At 58.0% G+C, this 16,942-nt stretch carries 17 protein-coding genes and 1 tRNA gene; 7 read left to right on the top strand and 11 right to left on the bottom strand.

Annotation, left to right across the window (positions count from 1 at the left end):
* Window positions 1-64: 64 nt before the first annotated feature.
* From RVM24_RS00630 to RVM24_RS00600, 7 genes are all read right to left on the bottom strand, one after another.
* The gene (locus tag RVM24_RS00630; protein ID WP_286920465.1) at window positions 65-1,042 is read right to left on the bottom strand and encodes a TAXI family TRAP transporter solute-binding subunit; all 978 of its coding nucleotides are present in this window, start codon (window positions 1,040-1,042) and stop codon (window positions 65-67) included.
* A gap of 240 nt (window positions 1,043-1,282) precedes the next feature.
* Complete coding sequence (locus tag RVM24_RS00625) at window positions 1,283-1,708, bottom strand: secondary thiamine-phosphate synthase enzyme YjbQ (protein WP_058091873.1); 426 nt, start codon at window positions 1,706-1,708, stop codon at window positions 1,283-1,285.
* 14 nt (window positions 1,709-1,722) lie between these two features.
* On the bottom strand, window positions 1,723-2,790 hold the full coding sequence (locus tag RVM24_RS00620; protein WP_106693451.1) for a succinylglutamate desuccinylase/aspartoacylase family protein: 1,068 nt from the start codon (window positions 2,788-2,790) through the stop codon (window positions 1,723-1,725).
* Window positions 2,791-2,796: 6 nt separating this feature from the next.
* Window positions 2,797-3,702 (bottom strand): 30S ribosomal protein S6--L-glutamate ligase, encoded by a 906-nt coding sequence (gene rimK, locus RVM24_RS00615; protein WP_058091875.1) that lies wholly within the window; start codon window positions 3,700-3,702, stop codon window positions 2,797-2,799.
* A 2-nt stretch (window positions 3,703-3,704) separates the two neighbouring features.
* Window positions 3,705-4,196 (bottom strand): ATP-dependent zinc protease family protein, encoded by a 492-nt coding sequence (locus RVM24_RS00610; RefSeq protein ID WP_138437800.1) that lies wholly within the window; start codon window positions 4,194-4,196, stop codon window positions 3,705-3,707.
* Window positions 4,177-5,064 carry a mechanosensitive ion channel family protein gene (locus tag RVM24_RS00605; RefSeq protein WP_286920464.1) on the bottom strand — a complete coding sequence of 296 codons (888 nt, stop codon included), beginning with the start codon at window positions 5,062-5,064 and terminating at the stop codon, window positions 4,177-4,179. The genes RVM24_RS00610 and RVM24_RS00605 overlap by 20 nt, the downstream gene beginning before the upstream one ends.
* A gap of 22 nt (window positions 5,065-5,086) precedes the next feature.
* Entirely contained in the window at window positions 5,087-5,899 is an 813-nt protein-coding gene (locus tag RVM24_RS00600; RefSeq protein ID WP_286920463.1) for a hypothetical protein, read from the bottom strand.
* A 139-nt stretch (window positions 5,900-6,038) separates the two neighbouring features.
* On the opposite strand from RVM24_RS00600, the gene phrB reads away from it, so the two are divergent.
* On the top strand, window positions 6,039-7,430 hold the full coding sequence (gene phrB, locus RVM24_RS00595; RefSeq protein WP_286920462.1) for a deoxyribodipyrimidine photo-lyase: 1,392 nt from the start codon (window positions 6,039-6,041) through the stop codon (window positions 7,428-7,430).
* 143 nt (window positions 7,431-7,573) lie between these two features.
* Here phrB and RVM24_RS00590 read toward each other — a convergent pair whose 3' ends face one another.
* Genes RVM24_RS00590 through hemA form a run of 4 tightly spaced genes read right to left on the bottom strand, consistent with a single transcriptional unit; the run spans window position 7,574 to window position 11,550 of the window.
* The gene (locus tag RVM24_RS00590; RefSeq protein ID WP_286920461.1) at window positions 7,574-8,320 is read right to left on the bottom strand and encodes a HesA/MoeB/ThiF family protein; all 747 of its coding nucleotides are present in this window, start codon (window positions 8,318-8,320) and stop codon (window positions 7,574-7,576) included.
* Between the two features lie 11 nt (window positions 8,321-8,331).
* A complete protein-coding gene (gene prmC / locus RVM24_RS00585) occupies window positions 8,332-9,186 on the bottom strand; it encodes a peptide chain release factor N(5)-glutamine methyltransferase (RefSeq protein ID WP_286920460.1) in 855 nt (284 codons plus the stop codon).
* Window positions 9,176-10,264 carry a peptide chain release factor 1 gene (gene prfA, locus RVM24_RS00580; RefSeq protein WP_061333297.1) on the bottom strand — a complete coding sequence of 363 codons (1,089 nt, stop codon included), beginning with the start codon at window positions 10,262-10,264 and terminating at the stop codon, window positions 9,176-9,178. The genes prmC and prfA overlap by 11 nt, the downstream gene beginning before the upstream one ends.
* Window positions 10,261-11,550: a glutamyl-tRNA reductase gene (gene hemA, locus RVM24_RS00575; protein ID WP_061333296.1), complete on the bottom strand. Its 1,290-nt coding sequence runs from the start codon at window positions 11,548-11,550 to the stop codon at window positions 10,261-10,263. The genes prfA and hemA overlap by 4 nt, the downstream gene beginning before the upstream one ends.
* Before the next feature lie 234 nt (window positions 11,551-11,784).
* Here hemA and RVM24_RS00570 point away from each other — a divergent pair, with 234 nt between their 5' ends.
* From RVM24_RS00570 to RVM24_RS00545, 6 genes are all read left to right on the top strand, one after another.
* Window positions 11,785-13,536, top strand: coding sequence for a tetratricopeptide repeat protein (locus tag RVM24_RS00570; RefSeq protein ID WP_374815598.1), 1,752 nt, complete (start codon window positions 11,785-11,787; stop codon window positions 13,534-13,536).
* Window positions 13,536-14,162, top strand: coding sequence for a lipoprotein insertase outer membrane protein LolB (gene lolB, locus RVM24_RS00565; RefSeq protein WP_374815600.1), 627 nt, complete (start codon window positions 13,536-13,538; stop codon window positions 14,160-14,162). The genes RVM24_RS00570 and lolB overlap by 1 nt, the downstream gene beginning before the upstream one ends.
* 4 nt (window positions 14,163-14,166) lie before the next feature.
* Window positions 14,167-15,030: a 4-(cytidine 5'-diphospho)-2-C-methyl-D-erythritol kinase gene (ispE, locus tag RVM24_RS00560; RefSeq protein ID WP_374815602.1), complete on the top strand. Its 864-nt coding sequence runs from the start codon at window positions 14,167-14,169 to the stop codon at window positions 15,028-15,030.
* Window positions 15,031-15,052: 22 nt separating this feature from the next.
* Window positions 15,053-15,127, top strand: a tRNA-Gln gene (locus tag RVM24_RS00555).
* Between the two features lie 52 nt (window positions 15,128-15,179).
* Window positions 15,180-16,130 (top strand): ribose-phosphate diphosphokinase, encoded by a 951-nt coding sequence (locus tag RVM24_RS00550; RefSeq protein ID WP_061333292.1) that lies wholly within the window; start codon window positions 15,180-15,182, stop codon window positions 16,128-16,130.
* A 165-nt stretch (window positions 16,131-16,295) separates the two neighbouring features.
* Complete coding sequence (locus tag RVM24_RS00545) at window positions 16,296-16,934, top strand: 50S ribosomal protein L25/general stress protein Ctc (RefSeq protein WP_061333314.1); 639 nt, start codon at window positions 16,296-16,298, stop codon at window positions 16,932-16,934.
* Window positions 16,935-16,942: the final 8 nt, after the last annotated feature.

Raw genomic sequence — 16,942 nt, 5'->3', positions numbered from 1 at the left:
GAGGCGGTAAATCGGTAACGAGCGAGTGCCAGTGAGCTGCAAAGTGGCCCACCGGCAACAACCATCAGTGTTTGATAGCCGCGTCGTCGATGGGGTAGCCGTTCTCGTTAAACCAGCGGGCCGCACCCGGGTGCCATGGCAGCGCCTGGTTCTGGGTATAGTTTTCGGGGACAGAATGAAGGGCAGCCCGATGGATTGACACCATCTCGGAATTGTTTTCCATGGTCAGTTTGGTGACTTCGTATACGAAACTTTCAGGCATATCGCAGTTCACCATGGCGAAGTTCCACATCGACACCACACGGGAAGGCTCGTCCAGTGACTGATAGGTGCTGGCCGGAATAATGAATTCCGACACCGGAAAACTGTCTGTGATCGTTTTTGCTTCGTCATCATTCATGCCAATGACGTTCACATCAGTCTGCACCTCTAACTGACTGACCGCCGGAATGGGAATACCTGCGGCGAAAGCCACCACATCAATCAACCCGTCCTGAAGCTGTCCACCAAGATCGGACCAACTTCCATTGCGACGTTTAAAATCAACACCCAGGGCTTCCATCATGCGTGGAAAATAGGTATCAGACGTGGAGCCAGCGGGACCAAACCCGATCGTTGCACCAGGTGGAATATCCGAGATCGAAGCAATACCGGAACTGGATAACGCGGCAATAGAAAAAGGAGTCTCGTACATCGGGAACATGGCGCAGACATTATCCATCTTCATTCCCGGAGCCAGGGGGCTTTGGCCATCAACCGCTTCCCGGGCGGGGCCCATGGTGGTTAAGCCAAGCTTTAGATCACCCGTATGGACCAACGCCATGTTCTGAACCGGGCCACCGGTGATTTCAGCCCCACCAGAAACCCCCAGATTCTTCGCCACAAAGTTTGCCCAGCCAGATCCGTAAGCGAAGTAAGTTCCGCCCTGGCTCGCCGTACCGACGGTAAAACTGGCCGGCCAGCCGGAACGATCCTGAGCCAGAACAGGGGTTGCAAAAACAGCGTAGGCGAGCGCAGTCGCCGCAATGGATTGAAATCTCATAATGAGTGCTCCCGATTGGTCTTGTTGGTTGGGTGCTGATGAGGCCAGAGAAGAGCCCCGCTGGGGGAAGCAATCAGCAAGCACCAGGCCAGATCGGGAAAACGGCCAAAGAACAGAAGGTTAAGTCTGAGTTGCTGTTATCGGACGGTGATAATGGGCGGGTTCCCACCCATCAGTAGAATGAGTTTGGGTAGGCCACCACCCATCCGGGCCCGATAATATCCGTGACGTTAATGTGGCTTACCAACGCCCCTGCAACGTCGCCACAATCTTCCGGCTACCGGCGTTATCCCGGTGTTCACACACATAGATACCCTGCCAGGTACCCAGGGCCAGATGGCCGTGACTGATGGGCAGCGTCAGTGACGGGCCGATCATCACACTCTTGATGTGGGCCGGCATGTCGTCCGGGCCTTCCATGGTGTGTTCATAATGCGGAGCATTCTGGGGCACCATAACGTTGAAATGGCGCTCCAGGTCGCCCCGCACATCGGGATCGGCATTCTCGTTGACCGCCAGAGAGGCGGAAGTATGCTGGATAAACAGGTGCAGTAGCCCCACTTCGCAGTTGGTCAGTTCCGGCGCCTGGGCCAGAATTTCATTGGTGACCAGGTGAAAGCCCCGTGGTAGCGGGGCCAGTTCGATGGTGTTCTGATGCCAGATCATGATGCCGCCTCCGGTTACTTTTGCAGTTCGTCCCAGGGGTGTACGGGCACTACCGCGTCTTCCGACACTTCGCTCTCGAAGGAGCTGCGGAAGTAGTCCATGGCTTTTTCAGCTTCGCCCAGCTCGTCGAAGCGGGCGATGTGATAGATGGCCTCGCCTTCGTTCACCAGTGGCAGGTTGTTCACACAGATCACGATGCCGGAACAGGGGGACGTGATCGCCACCTCCGATTCACCAAAGGGATCCGCCACCATGGCCAGTTTCTGGCCTTTACGCACCTTCTGTCCGAGACTGGCCACCGGGCGCATGATGCCGTCCATATCCGCCCGCACCCACTGTGAATTAGCCGCTGTTTCAGAGCGCTTTCTGGGCGCCCTCGGGCCTTTCTTGGCAGGCACCATTTCCAGTTCCCGCATCACCCGGATAATTCCCTTCACACCACTGGCAATCACCACATCATCAAAGCGCAGGGCTTCACCCCCCTCAAAGGTGATAACCGGAATATCCAGGGAATCGGCGTAGGCCCGCAGGCTGCCTTCCCGCAATCCAGCATTGATGATGATGGGCGCACCAAAGGCATCCGCCATGCGGGAGGTTTCCGGGTTCTTCAGTTCCGCGCGAATCTGCGGCAGGTTGAAGCGGTGAATGGCGCCGGTGTGCAGGTCAATAATGTGGGTGACCTTTTCCATAATCTGGGTGCGCAACAGGTAGGCAATGCGGCCGCCCAGGGAACCGGTTTCCGAGCCCGGGAAGCAACGATTCAGATCCCGGCGGTCCGGCAGGTAACGGGTGCGCTGCACAAATCCGAAGATATTGACAATGGGCACTGCCACCAGGGTACCGCGCAGATACCGCAGGGCCGAGTTTTTCAGCACCCGGCGGATGATTTCCACACCGTTGATTTCATCGCCATGAATCGCACCACACACCATCAGTACCGGGCCGTCACGGCGGCCGTGCACCACCTCCACGGGAATGTGCAGCGGTGTGTGGGTGTAGAGTTTGGCCACCGGGACTTCCACAGTCTCCCGGGTACCGGCTTTTACCTGTACGCCAGCGATTTCAAACGGTGCTCTTGCCATGCGCGCTTATCCCCTGCCCCGGGTTTTGGTCTTCCAGGGTTTGTAGTTCTTTTCAGTCCAGTTGATGATCATGCCTGCCACGTTCTTGCCGGTGGCATTCTCGATGCCTTCCAGGCCCGGCGAGGAGTTTACTTCCATCACCAGCGGGCCACGGCTGGAGCGCAACAAGTCCACACCCGCCACGTTCAGGCCCATGGCCTTGGCGGCGGTAATGGCGGTGCGGCGCTCTTCCGGAGTAATCCGCACCAGCGAGGCCGTGCCACCCCGGTGCAGGTTGGAGCGGAACTCACCCTCGGCGCCCTGGCGTTTCATGGCGGCAATCACCTTGTCACCGATCACAAAACAGCGAATGTCAGCGCCGCCGGCTTCCTTGATGAACTCCTGCACCAGGATGTCTGCCTTCAGGCCCATAAAGGCCTCAATCACACTCTCTGCCGCCTTGCGGGTTTCCGCCAGCACCACGCCGATGCCCTGAGTGCCTTGTAGCAGCTTGATCACCACCGGCGCGCCGCCCACCATCTTCAGCAGCTCCGGCACGTTGTCCGGTTTGTTGGCGAAACCGGTGACCGGCATGCCCACGCCCTTTCGGGCCAGCAGTTGCAGGGAACGCAATTTATCCCGGGAACGGGTAATGGCCACGGATTCGTTCAGCGGAAACACCCCCATCATCTCGAACTGGCGCAGCACGGCTGTGCCGTAGAAGGTGACCGAGGCACCAATCCGGGGAATCACCACGTCGAAGTCTTCCAGCACCTCTTCGTGATAATGGATCAACGGGTTCGCAGAGGTGATGTTCATGGAGCAATGCAGGGCATCGATCACCTTCACTTCGTGGCCACGGTTAATGCCTTCCTCCACCAGACGCCGGGTTGAGTACAGGTGACGGTTTCGCGACAGTACCGCAATTTTCATATTCAGGTCCTTAATGCCGGTTTGCCGGCCAGGTAGGAAGCTTCAGGGTAAACGAGGGAGCGGCCCGCCATGGCGGTACGGCCCAGCAACATCCGGAACCGCATGGAATCCCGGTTTGTCAGTGTCATTTCAATCGGCCAGCTCTGATCACCCACCACCAGGGTGGTCTCAATCACCAGCCGCATTTCTTTGTGGCCACCGGAATCCGACACCGTTCGCTCATCCAGCACTTTGGCATCGCATTCCACCACGTGGTGCAGATCGTTCTGAACGGGATGAACCCAGAACTTCACTCTGCGCTCTCCGTTCTCCGTGTAGGGTTCGGTGCGAAAGGTGTGCAGGCACGATGTGCGCGCACCGGTATCCACTTTCGCCTTGATGCGGCCAATATCCAGATCCGGCAGGGCCACCCATTCCCGCCATCCCAGAGCGATCTTGTTATCGGCCTGGATTGGTTGAGTGGTCTTGATTGCTTCAGTTGTCTCGCGCGACATCCGGGGAGTCCTTATCTTTCTGTTGTTCCGGGCCCATCAGTTGCACACGGAAGGGCGCGGAATGGCTACCGGCATAAATGCTGGTATGGGGGAACGGAATCTCGATACCCTGCTGGTCCAGTGTTTTCTTGATGGCCACCATCATGCCACCACGGCCCTCGAAGAATTTGTCTTTAGGAACCCAGAAAGAAAACTGAAGATCCACCGATGACGCACCAAAACCGGTGACCAATACAAAGGGTTTTGGCTCTTCCAGGCAAACCGAATTCTTCTCAGCAAGCTCCAGTAGCAGATCACTGACACGCTCCACATCTTCCGCGTAGGCAATACCCACAGTCAGATCAATCCGGCGAATGGGAAAGCGGGAGCGGTTTACCAACCGGGTCTTGATCAGTGTCTCATTGGGGATTCGCACATACAGGTTGTCCGGCGTGCGCAGTTTCACACTCAGCAGGTCAATAGAAACGATTTCCCCGATAGTGGCATCCACCTCGATAAAGTCACCAATCTCGAAGGGTTTCTCCATGACCAGGAACAACCCGCTGATGATGTTGGAGGCTGAGGTTTGCGAGGCAAAACCAATGGCGACGGTCAGGATACCGGCGGCACCCAGTACAACCTCGAGAGAAAAACCAGCCTCGCGCAGCGCTGCCATGGCGAACAACATGAAGATTGCATAGAAGAACAACCGGCGAATCATCACCATGTGATGGCGAGACACCCGGCTCTCAACCATGCGGCCAACACTGCGGGCCACCAGTGAACCCAGAACGATACCCAGAGCCAGCAAGAATCCGGCGGACAACCACTGCCCCCAGGCAATCCCATTGATCACCTGTGTTATGGTTGCCTGAATTGCTTCCAACACGTAACTGCTCCTGTAGCGGCTGTTAGCCAAACATATGGTCGAAGGCGCGAACCAGCCTTCGGCCCCGGGCAAGCTTTTCCCGGGCCGGGGCGATGGCTTCGCAAGGGCCAGCCTCAGCAACCACAGACGACGCTATCTGCAGGCTGGCAGAACTCATGTCCGTTTCGCATTCTACAGTGATACCGGGTGTCCACAGCTGCCCTTTCTCGTTGCGATACAGAGACAGCAATGGCGTAGGCATACTGAAACGCTCCAGCAGGAGCGGCTTCTCCCGACTGTTGATGATGGTGACTGGGGTAACCGCCCGCCAGGGCCTTTTGGGTACCGCTTCCAGCGCTAATCGCCCATATGTCGACGAGGCGTAACACAACTCACCCTCACGGGTATTCCGGCCAAGCCAGGTCAGGGAAGGTGGCGCCAGCGGGATTTCCGCCAATTCCAGCCGCTCTTCACCCACGCAGACTTTCATCCAGAGTGCGGTTCCCACGTAGAGAACGCAACGGGCGCCAGGCGGAATTGTCAGGGGCTGAAAAGGACGAATCACCGTTGGCAGGCTGGCCATGGCTGGATAAAAACTCACCACGCCGTTGTCGCTGGAGCGAACGAAACGCTGAGCAGCAATCTCGGCCGAAGGCAGAGTGTAGCCGGTGGTTTCCAGCCAGTGCTGGGGATCAGACTCGACGTCAATTTTCTCTTCCCGAATCTGCCACTCCCGATCCAACAGGGTCACCCATAATCGTTTATGGCCAAGCTGGTGCTGCTGTGTCTGGCCCGAAGCCAGTTGGTATGGGTGTGCCCAGACACCGTCGCGCTGGCTTTCGGTAGCTTCAATCATGCCGAGAAAAAGGCTCCTGTTTCGTATACGGCTAGTCTGCTTAACTATAATCCAATCCGGTAGTTGCAGCGAATATACAAGCCAATGATTTATCGCCTGTAATTTCACCTATGCTTCACATTCAGGGGTACGCTTCCCAATGACAGAACTGGTCTGGTTCCGCAACGACCTCCGCCTGGCCGACAACGCCGCCCTCACTGCCGCCTGCGCCCGCAGCAAACCCGTGAAGGCCTGTTTCCTGGTGACGCCGGGGCAATGGCAGGAGCACGACTGGTCCGCCGCGCGGGTGCAGTTCGTGCTTGAGCACGCCAATGTTCTGGCCCGCCAGCTGGCCAAGCTGGGCATTACCCTGTCATTTCTTTACGCGGACACCTTTGCTGAAAGCCTCGACAAGCTGGAGGCATTCTGCAAACAACACCAGATTGCAGGCCTGCACTTCAATGAAGAGTACGGCGTCAACGAGCGCCGCCGAGACAAACAGGCCCACGACCGGCTGACGAACCTGGGTATTCGGGTTGCCAAGTACCGGGACCAGACCGTGGCCCCGGTGGGCCAGATTCTGACCCAGCAGAACGAACCCTATTCGGTTTTCACTCCCTTCTCCCGGCGCTGGCGCAGCTGGATAGAGGAAACCCAGCCCACCCTGTACCCGGCGCCGTCGTCCATGGGGCCAGAGGTAGAAGCCGAGCAAACCGACACCCTGCCCGCACCGTTCAAAGATGCACCGAAACCCTTGGTGGCCAACGGCGAAGACGCCGCCCATCAGCAACTGGATAATTTCCTGGAAGAACGGGCAAAAGGCTACAAAGACAACCGGGATTTCCCGGCGGTGGACGGCACCAGCCAACTCTCGCCTTATCTGGCCAATGGCGTATTATCCGGCCGCCAGTGCCTGATTGCCGCACGGCAGTCCGGCATCTCCGGCGACGGCATCGAGACGTGGATCAATGAAATCGCCTGGCGCGATTTTTACGTTCACATTCTTTACCACTATCCGCGCGTCAGCATGCATCGTGCATTCAAACCGGAAACAGAAGCGCTGGTATGGAACGAGCCGGGCGAACACTTTGAGGCCTGGAAGGAGGGCCGAACCGGCATTCCCATTGTGGATGCTGCCATGCGCCAGCTGAAGCAATCCGGCTGGATGCATAACCGTCTGCGGATGATCACTGCGATGTTCCTGACCAAGAACCTGTTTATCGACTGGCGGCTGGGCGAAGCCTGGTTCATGCAGAATCTGGTGGATGGTTTTCTGGCGTCCAATAATGGCGGCTGGCAGTGGAGTGCCTCAACGGGCACCGATGCAGCACCTTATTTCCGGGTATTCAACCCTGTCACCCAGAGCGAGCGGTTTGATCCAACTGGAGAGTTTATCCGCCAGTGGGTGCCTGAACTGGCCAAGCTGGATAACAAACGGATTCATGAGCCATCCAAGGGCGGAGTTATCCCGAAAGGCTATCCCAGACCGATCGTCGATCTGAAAGAGAGCCGGAAAGAGGCCATTGCGAGATTTCAGGCTTTGAAGGATTGAGACTTTGGAGTCTTACTGCCGGTCAGGGTTGGGGACGGCCTTTCCAAAACACGCCGAGAATACGTCCCTGTAGGCTCCGCTCCGCCATCCATGGCTCCGCAGGGTTTTGGAAAGGCCGTTCCCAACCCTGACCTACTCTTGAGCTAGCCGGCACAAACCGGGCAATGGAGGTCCTTCGCCAGCTTCATTTCCCGCCATTCCATCTGCCAGGCATCGAGGATTAGCAAACGACCTACCAATGGTTTACCCACTTCCGAGATAACCTTTATTGCTTCCATGGCCTGAGCTGAACCGATCATGCCTACCAACGGGGCAATAACACCGGCTTCGGAACAAGTCAGGTCTTCATTGCCTTGCTCAGGATACAGACAATGGTAACAAGGACTATCCGCCTGCCGCGGATCGTAAACAGACAACTGCCCTTCACCACGGATGGCAGCACCGGATACCAGCGGGACCTTGTTGGCGACCGAAGCCCGATTCAGGGCAAAGCGGGTATTGAAGTTGTCGGTGCAATCGAGGACCAGAGTGGATTCGGCAACCAGCTGTTTGAGGTCGTCGCCATCCACCCGCCGATTCACCGCATTAACGGTGATCTCCGGGTTAATCGCCCTTACCCGCTCCGCCAGGCGCTCCGCTTTTGAATCGCCAAGCCAGCTCTGCTCAAACGCAATCTGCCGTTGCAGGTTAGCCAGTTCGATCTGGTCGTCGTCTACCAGGGTCAGATGGCCAACGCCGGCTGAGCCCAGATACAACGCAACCGGGCACCCCAAACCACCGGCGCCGATGACCAGCACATGGGCGGCCTTGAGTTTTTCCTGGCCGGCGATGTCGAACCGGGGCATCAGGATCTGGCGGCTGTATCGGAGCAGTTCTTCGTCGCTGAGCATGAGAGATCTCGCTACTGGTCGCTGGCAGGTTTCCGGGCCAGGGTCATTCGGTCATTTCCGCCGTAGTCCCGGCGGGTTTCTATGTTGCGCCATCCGGCTGCGGCAAACAAATTCCGAACAGCTTCACCCTGGTCGTAACCGTGTTCCAGCAGCATCCAGCCATCGGGGTTCAGGTGTTGGAGGCCTTCGGCGACCAGCAACCGGATGTCATCCAGGCCATCATCGCCCGCCACCAACGCGGATGGTGGTTCAAAGCGCACGTCGCCTTCGTGCAGGTGACGGTCACTGACGGGTATATAGGGAGGGTTGGAGATCAGCAGGTCAAAGCCACTTTCGGGGATCTGGTCGAACCAGTGACTCTGCACTACGGTGATCGGCAGTTGCAGGGAGCGGCTGTTTTCCCGGGCCAGTTCGACAGCCTCCTCAATACGATCGCTGGCCATGATCTGCCACCCAGGCTTTTCACTGGCCAATGCCAGGGCAATGGCACCGGTACCGGTACCAAGATCCAGCGCGCGGGCGTTGTCAGGCAAAGGCAATTCCAGCGCGGTTTCCACCAGGCATTCGGTGTCTGGCCGGGGAATCAGGGTGGAAGGGCTGACTTTCAGGGGCAAGGACCAGAATTCCTGCTGCCCCAGCAGGTAGGCGATGGGTAAGCCCTTGACCCGTTCAGCCACCAATTCGCGAAACGCTTGCGCCTGATCAGGGGCAACTTCCCGCTCGGGCCAGGCGCGGAAGCTGGTACGGCCCAGGCCGGTTACGTGGCTCAACAGTAATTCAGCGTCCAGGCGGGGTGAATCGCCACCAATCTGTTCGATGGCGTTATTCAGAAGGGTTTCACAGGTCAGCGAGGACTCACTGCTCATTGGCCAGTTCTGCCAGCAATTCAGCCTGGTGTTCCTGTTGCAGGGGGACCACCACGGCGTCGAGATCCCCGGCAATCACCTCATCCAGCTTGTACAGGGTGAGGTTGATGCGGTGGTCAGTCACCCGACCCTGGGGGAAATTGTAGGTGCGAATACGTTCCGAGCGGTCGCCACTGCCCACCAAACTTTTGCGGGTTTCCGCCATGCTCTTCTGCTGTTTCTCCAGCTCGGCATTCTGCAGCCGGGACGCCAGCAGGCTCAGGGCCTTGGCGCGGTTCTTGTGCTGCGAACGTTCTTCCTGGCACTCCACCACTATGCCGGTGGGCAGGTGGGTAATGCGGATGGCAGAGTCGGTTTTGTTGACGTGCTGGCCACCAGCGCCGGAGGAGCGGAAGGTGTCTACCCGCAAATCAGCTTTGTTGATTTCGATGGCTTCGGATTCATCAGCCTCTGGAATCACCGCCACGGTACAGGCGGAGGTGTGAATGCGGCCCTGGGATTCGGTTTCCGGTACCCGCTGCACCCGGTGGGCTCCAGACTCAAACTTGAGCGTTCCGTAGACGCCATCTCCTGACACCCGGGCGATGACTTCTTTGTAGCCGCCGTGCTCACCCTCGTTCTCGCTCAGCACTTCCACCTGCCAACGGTGTTTTTCCGCATAACGGGAATACATGCGGAACAGGTCGCCGGCAAAAATCGCGGCTTCGTCACCGCCGGTACCGGCGCGCACTTCCAAGAACACATTCTTGGTGTCGTTCGGGTCTTTCGGCAGCATCAATCGCTGCAGTTCTTCATCAAGCTCTTCACTACGCGCTTCGGCGGCGGCCAGCTCTTCTTCCGCCATGGCACGCATCTCGGCATCGCCGTCTTTGGCCAGCTCTTTCGCCTCCGCGATATCTTCATGGGATTGGCACCAGGCCTGGAAGCACTTCACCACCGGTTCAATCTCAGCAAATTCCCGGGACAGTTCCCGGAATTTGTCCTGGTTAGCAATCACCGAGGCATCGCTCAACAACGCGTTGACCTCCTCGAACCGTTCAACAAGCTGTTCGAGGCGGGACTGGATCGATGGCTTCATAATTTTTCCGTGGTGGTGGGCTCGTCAGCTTCCAGGGCATCAAGCTGATACAGCTCCCGCAGGCATTCGGTAACTTCGGTGCGGCCCTCGGCCATGGCTTTACGCACTTGCACAGAGGGCTGGTGAAGCAGTTTGTTGGTGAGGCCCCGCGCCAGGCTGCGCAAGACGGTCTCGGGATCAACGCCGTTGCGTAGAGCACGCAGGGCCTTTTCAGATTCGACATCCCGCAGCAGTTCGGCACGCTGGCGGAACACCTTCAGGGTAGAGACCGCATCCAGGGCCCGGAGCTGATCCAGGAATTCCTGCACGCCACTGCTGATCAGGTTCTCGGCTTCGCGGGCAGCACCTTCACGGGAGCGGATGTTTTCTTCGATTACCTGCCGCAGATCGTCGACGGTATAAAGATACACATCGGCCAGCGACCCAACCTCCGGCTCAATATCCCGGGGTACCGCAATGTCGACCATAAAGAACGGGCGATGCTTGCGCTTCTTCAACGCGCGCTCCACCGCACCCTTGCCAAGTATTGGCAACGGGCTGGCCGTGGAGGAAATGATGATGTCGACGTCCGCCAGGTGATCGGGAATTTCCGACAGCACAATGCCCTTGCCACCGTGCAGTTCGGCCAGCGCCTGGGCTCGTTCCAGGGTGCGATTGGCGACCAGGAAGTCTCTCACGCCGGCATCGGCCAGGTGGCGGGAGACCAGTTCAATGGTTTTGCCCGCGCCAATCAGCAACGCCTTGTTGCGGGACATGTCGGCAAAGATATGATGCGCCATGCTGACAGAGGCATAGGCCACTGAAACAGGGTTTTCCCCGATGGCTGTCTGGGTTCGAACCCGCTTGGCTACCGAGAACGTCTGCTCAAACAGGCGGGACAGGAAAGAGCCGGTGGCACCGTGCTCGCGGGCCAGGGAGTAGGCATCCTTTAACTGCCCGAAGATCTGCGGTTCGCCCAGCACCATGGAATCCAGCCCCGCCGCTACGCGCATCATATGGCGAACGGCCTCGGAATCCCGGTGAACGTAGAGCACTTCTTCCAGGTCGGCCACATCCAGCTCGTGAAAACCGGCCAACCAGCGCAGCACCGTGGGCGCGCAGTCGTCGTCCCCGGCCAGATAAAGCTCCGTGCGGTTGCAGGTAGACAGAATAGCCGCTTCGCTGGCACCGGACGCCGCCCGGAGTTCCGAGAAGGCTTCCGCCATCCGCTCCGGGGTAAAAGCCACACGTTCGCGGATCTCCACGGGTGCGGTTCGGTGATTGATTCCCAGTGTCAGCAATGCCATTTCGAGGTTAAAAAACCTTATGCCAGTCGTGGATCATATTGTGCCATTCTACCGGTGAGGGCCACCGCCTGCCACCCGAAAACACGCCGCCTTCGGGAACTGCGGACAGGTTGGGCAAGTTATAATGCTTATGCCATTATAGAGGCTCGGCCACGGCCTAAACCCGATCTGCCTCAATTCTACGGCAGAACAGAACATACTCTGACGTACTGCCGACAGCACACGGGAAGTTGCATGCAAAAATCCGCACCGTATCTGGTTACCAGCCTGCTGGCCTTCACCATTGCCGCCCTGCCCGGCTGCGCCAGCTTTTCCGAAACAAAAGAAACGAAGGCTGATGAACCAACTCCCATAGCGGTCACCCCGACGCCACAGGAAGAGATTCGTTATGCGGATTTCGAGCCAGAAGTGCTTTACCAACTCCTGGCGGCGGAGATTGCCGCCCAGCGAGGGCGCTACGACGTAACCCTGGTCAACTACCTGCAGGCAGCCAAAACCTCTAAAGATCGCGGCGTTATCACCCGTGCCATGCGCATTGCCCAGTCCCTGAATGCCGACAACGCGCAGCAGCAACTGGCAGAGCTATGGCTGCAACTGGAGCCCGACAACCTGCTGGCACACCGGGTTTCCGCGATTCAGGCGGTCAAACGCCAGGATCTTGAAACCGCTCTGGTCCATATGGAACACATTATGGAGCAGGGAGAGGACGCTGACTTTGACAGCTTGGCGGCGATGTCTGCCAACCTGCCACCGGCCCAGCAACGGGAACTGCTGCAGCTCTATGAGCGACTGGCTAAACGGCACCCGGGCAATCCCGAGCTTGAGTACAGCATTGCCCTGCTCCTGAAAATCACCGGCGCCCCGGAGCAAGCCCTGGAACGCATTGAGCGGCTCACCAATCAGCAACCCAACTTCCAGCCCGCCATCGCTCTCAAAGGCGACCTGCTATACCAGACCGGCCAAACAAGAGAAGCCCTGACTTACCTGACCACAAACACCCGGCGATTCCCCGCCAACCGGCAACTGGGCACGCTTTACGGCCGCATCCTGATTAACGAAGGAGAGCTTCAGGCTGCCCAGGACGAGTTCGAGCGACTGGTCAAACGCTACCCCCAGACCCCGGGGCTGCGGCTGTCGTTCGCTCTGGTTGCCCTGGAAAATCGCCAGCCGGAGCTGGCTAAAGAGGAGCTTACGGAACTGATCGAACAGGGCCACCACACCGATGAAGCCAGCTACTACCTTGGCCGCATAGAGGAAGATGCGGGCAACATCACCCACGCCATCGGTTACTATATGAGCGTAGAAGGCGGAAACTACTTCTTCCCCGCCCTCGCCAGGGCAAGTGAACTGCAAGCCGAGACAGGGGATCTGGATAGCGCACTTGCCAAGATTGACACATTGAGGGATTCAAACCCGGGGCAGGCTGAGAACTTCTGGCTCCTTGAAGTCAACCTGCTGCTCGACCAGCAGCGCGAACAAGACGCCATGGCAGCCGCCAACCATGCCCTTGAGGCCTTTCCTGAAAACATTCAGGTCCGTTACGCCCGAGCCATGCTGCACGACTCTCTCGGCAACACCGAACTGGCGGAAGAGGACCTCAGGGCCATATTATCGAATCAACCAGACAACGCGGTGGCGCTGAATGCGCTCGGGTATATCCTGACCATTCGTACCGAGCGCCTGGATGAAGCCCGCAGTTACATCGAACAGGCACTGGCCCTGGATCCGAATAATCCCGCCATTCTCGACAGCATGGGCTGGGTACTGTTTCGCCAGGGCGACACCGAAGCCGCCCTCGAATACCTGGCCGACGCCTGGGCCGCCTACCCGGACCCGGAAGTAGCCGCCCATTACGGTGAAGCCCTCTGGGTCAGCGGAAATGAAGAACAGGCTCGCGTGATCTGGGAAGAAGGCCTGGAACAGAATCCGGACCACGACATTCTGATTGAAACCATCCAACGCCTGACCGGCAACGGAAACTCCTGATGTTGAAGAATCTGTTCGCCGCCCTGTTGGTACTTGGCGTGCTGGGCGGCTGCACCACCATTCAGCTGGAACCGCTCCCGGAAGGCATGACCGACCAGCCCCCAGCCAACTGGGCCGAACGGTCCCGCACACTGGGTCAATTCAATCACTGGCAGCTTTCCGGGAAACTTGCGGTGCGCCAACCGTCCGATAGCGGCACCGCCGTCATTAATCACTGGGAACAGCAAGGCGAGCAATATGACCTGGCATTGTCATCATCCTTTCTCGGAATGGGTAGCACCAACCTGCGCGGAACACCGGGATTTCTCGAACTGCAACTGGCTAACGGCGACACCTACCAATCATCGAACCCGGAACAGCTGGTACAGGCCGCAACCGGCTGGCAGCTGCCCATTGACAGCCTGACCTGGTGGATTCGTGGCCTGCCGGCACCAGACGGCAATTTCCGGTTATTGTTCGATGACCAGCAACGGCTAGCCATCATTCGCCAGGACGGCTGGGAAATACGCTACGATCGCTGGCAGGCGTTCATTGAAGACCTGCCTCAGCTCCCCGCCCGAATCACCGCCCTGAAGGACGACAAGCGCGTTCGAGTGGTGATCAGTGACTGGCAGAGAAAGGACTGAGCACATGAGCAACAGCATTACCCTGCCCTCGCCGGCCAAGCTCAATCTGTTCCTGCACATCGTGGGCAGACGACCCGATGGCTATCACGAACTACAAACCCTGTTTCAGTTTCTCGATTACGGCGACGAGATCACCTTCACCCTGACCCCGGGGGATGCCCGCATACGCCTTGAGGAACCGGTTCCCGGGGTACCTGACGACGACAACCTCATTATTCGCGCAGCCCGTGCCCTGGCCGAACGCGCCAGCCATGCATTGCCCGGCGTGACGATCCGCATTCAAAAACGACTTCCCATGGGCGGCGGCCTCGGGGGCGGCAGCTCCAACGCCGCGACCACCCTGGTGGCACTGAACCACCTCTGGGAACTGCATCTTGATGAAAACGAGCTTGCCGAGCTGGGCCTGGATCTGGGCGCCGATGTACCGGTGTTCGTTCGCGGCCGCTCCGCCATTGGCGAAGGGGTGGGTGAAAAGCTCACGCCCGCCAATCCGCCGGAAGACTGGTTTGTGGTCCTCAAGCCTGACTGCGAAATAAACACCGGGAAGATTTTTTCGGAAGAAGGGTTGACAAGGGACACCCCAAAAATGAAAATAGCGCCCGCTTTTGAGGGAGACGCCTCGAGGTACCGAAACGACTGTGAGGATGTAGTTCGAAAACTGTATCCTGAGGTTAACAAGAGCCTGGAATGGCTTTCACAATTCGGACCTGCAAGATTAACCGGAACCGGGGCTTGCATTTTTGGACGTTTCCCGACAGAATCCGCAGCCCGGATTATCTGGGAAAGCAAACCCTCCGGCATCACGGGGTTCGTAGCTAAAGGGGTGAACCATTCACCTCTGCACAAAAAGCTGACAGAGCTGAAATGATGCCAAGAAAGCACGATGATATTGGGGTGTCGCCAAGTGGTAAGGCAACGGGTTTTGATCCCGTCATGCGCAGGTTCGAATCCTGCCACCCCAGCCACCTTTCTCCCGCTTCTTCTGAATCAAACGCCGATACTGAGAAGGATGCTGTCGTGTCCAAATTGATGATCTTCGCTGGCAATGCCAACCCTGAACTGGCGCGCGATATTGCCAGGAAACTGCATATTCCCATGGGCCAGGCCACCGTTGGCCGTTTCAGCGATGGTGAGACCACCGTTGAGATCAATGAAAATGTTCGTGGTCACGACGTTTTCATTATCCAGCCCACCTGCTACCCCACCAACGACAACCTGATGGAACTGATCGTGATGGCCGACGCCCTGCGCCGCGCTTCCGCCACACGGATCACCGCCGTTATCCCTTACTACGGATACGCCCGCCAGGATCGTCGCGTTCGCTCTACCCGGGTAGCCATCAGCGCCAAAGTGGTTGCTGACATGATTTCCAGCATCGGCGTCGACCGTGTGCTGACCGTCGACCTCCACGCTGACCAGATTCAGGGCTTCTTCGACATCCCGGTGGACAACATCTACGCCACCCCGGTGTTGCTTGAAGACATCGAAAAGCAGCGGTTCGAAAACTTTGTCGTGGTATCTCCGGATGTAGGCGGTGTTGTACGTGCCCGCGCCGTTGCCAAGCGTCTGGATGATGCCGACCTGGCCATCATCGACAAACGCCGCCCGAAGGCCAACGTTTCCCAGGTAATGCACATCATCGGTGACGTCAAAGACAAAACCTGCATTCTGGTTGACGACATCGTCGATACCGCCGGTACCCTGTGCAAGGCAGCCAACGCCCTGAAAGAGCACGGCGCCTCCCGCGTAGTCGCCTATATTACCCACCCGGTGCTGTCCGGCCCGGCTGTCGAGAATATCAACAACTCGGAGCTGGACGAACTGGTGGTGTGCGACACCATTCCACTGGGTGACAAAGCCAAAAATTGTGCTAGAATCCGCCCCCTCAGCATGGCTGGACTGCTTGCGGAATCGATTCGTCGCGTAAGCAACGAAGAGTCCATCAGCGCCATGTTTGAGAACGTCTGAACGGGCCAAGCTCCGTAACACTCAGACTTTAAAGGCAGTTTTCGGGTCGGGAGTCCAACAGGGCTCCCGACTCTTTTAGTCGATCGGAAAAATCCGGTCATTCAAAGAACTCATCTGTCCCGAGCCTGGTCGCGGGCCGTTCAGATGAACAACGAGGTACATACCATGTCTCAGGAATTCCTTATTGAAGCATTTCCTCGTGACGATCAGGGGAAAGGTGCGAGCCGCCGCCTGCGTCGCGAAGAGCGTAAAATCCCGGCCATCATCTACGGTGGCGGAAAAGACGCAACGCCGGTCTCCATCTGGCACAACGAGCTGAAAAAGGCCCTCGAAAACGAAGCCTTCTTCTCTCACATTCTGACCATCGACATTCAGGGCAAAAAAGAAAGCGTGATCCTGAAGGATCTGCAGCGCCACCCGTACAAGCTGCTGCTGACCCACGCCGACTTCCTGCGCGTAGACAAGGATCACGAGATCCACGTTAACGTACCGCTGCACTTCCTGAACGAAGACACAGCGCCGGCGGTTAAGCTTCAGGGTGGTATTGTTTCCCACACCATGACCGAAGTGGAAGTTATCTGCCTGCCGCAGAACCTGCCTGAGTTCATCGAAGTTGACCTGACTGACGTCGCCATGGACCAGGTTGTCCACCTGAGCGACCTGAAACTGCCGAAAGGCGTTCGTGTTGCTGCCCTGCTGCAGGGTGAAGACCACGACCAGCCGGTTGCCTCTATCCACAAGCCGAAAGGTGCCAAGGCGGACGACGCCGCGGACGCCGAAGGCGAGGAAGGCGGCGAGGAGTAATCACTCCG

The sequence above is a fragment of the Marinobacter sp. KM021 genome (genome assembly GCF_050707965.1).
GTDB classification, from domain to species: domain Bacteria; phylum Pseudomonadota; class Gammaproteobacteria; order Pseudomonadales; family Oleiphilaceae; genus Marinobacter; species Marinobacter shengliensis.
Note: the sequence above shows the minus strand (reverse complement) of the source record. Positions and strands in the feature narration are given on the sequence as shown.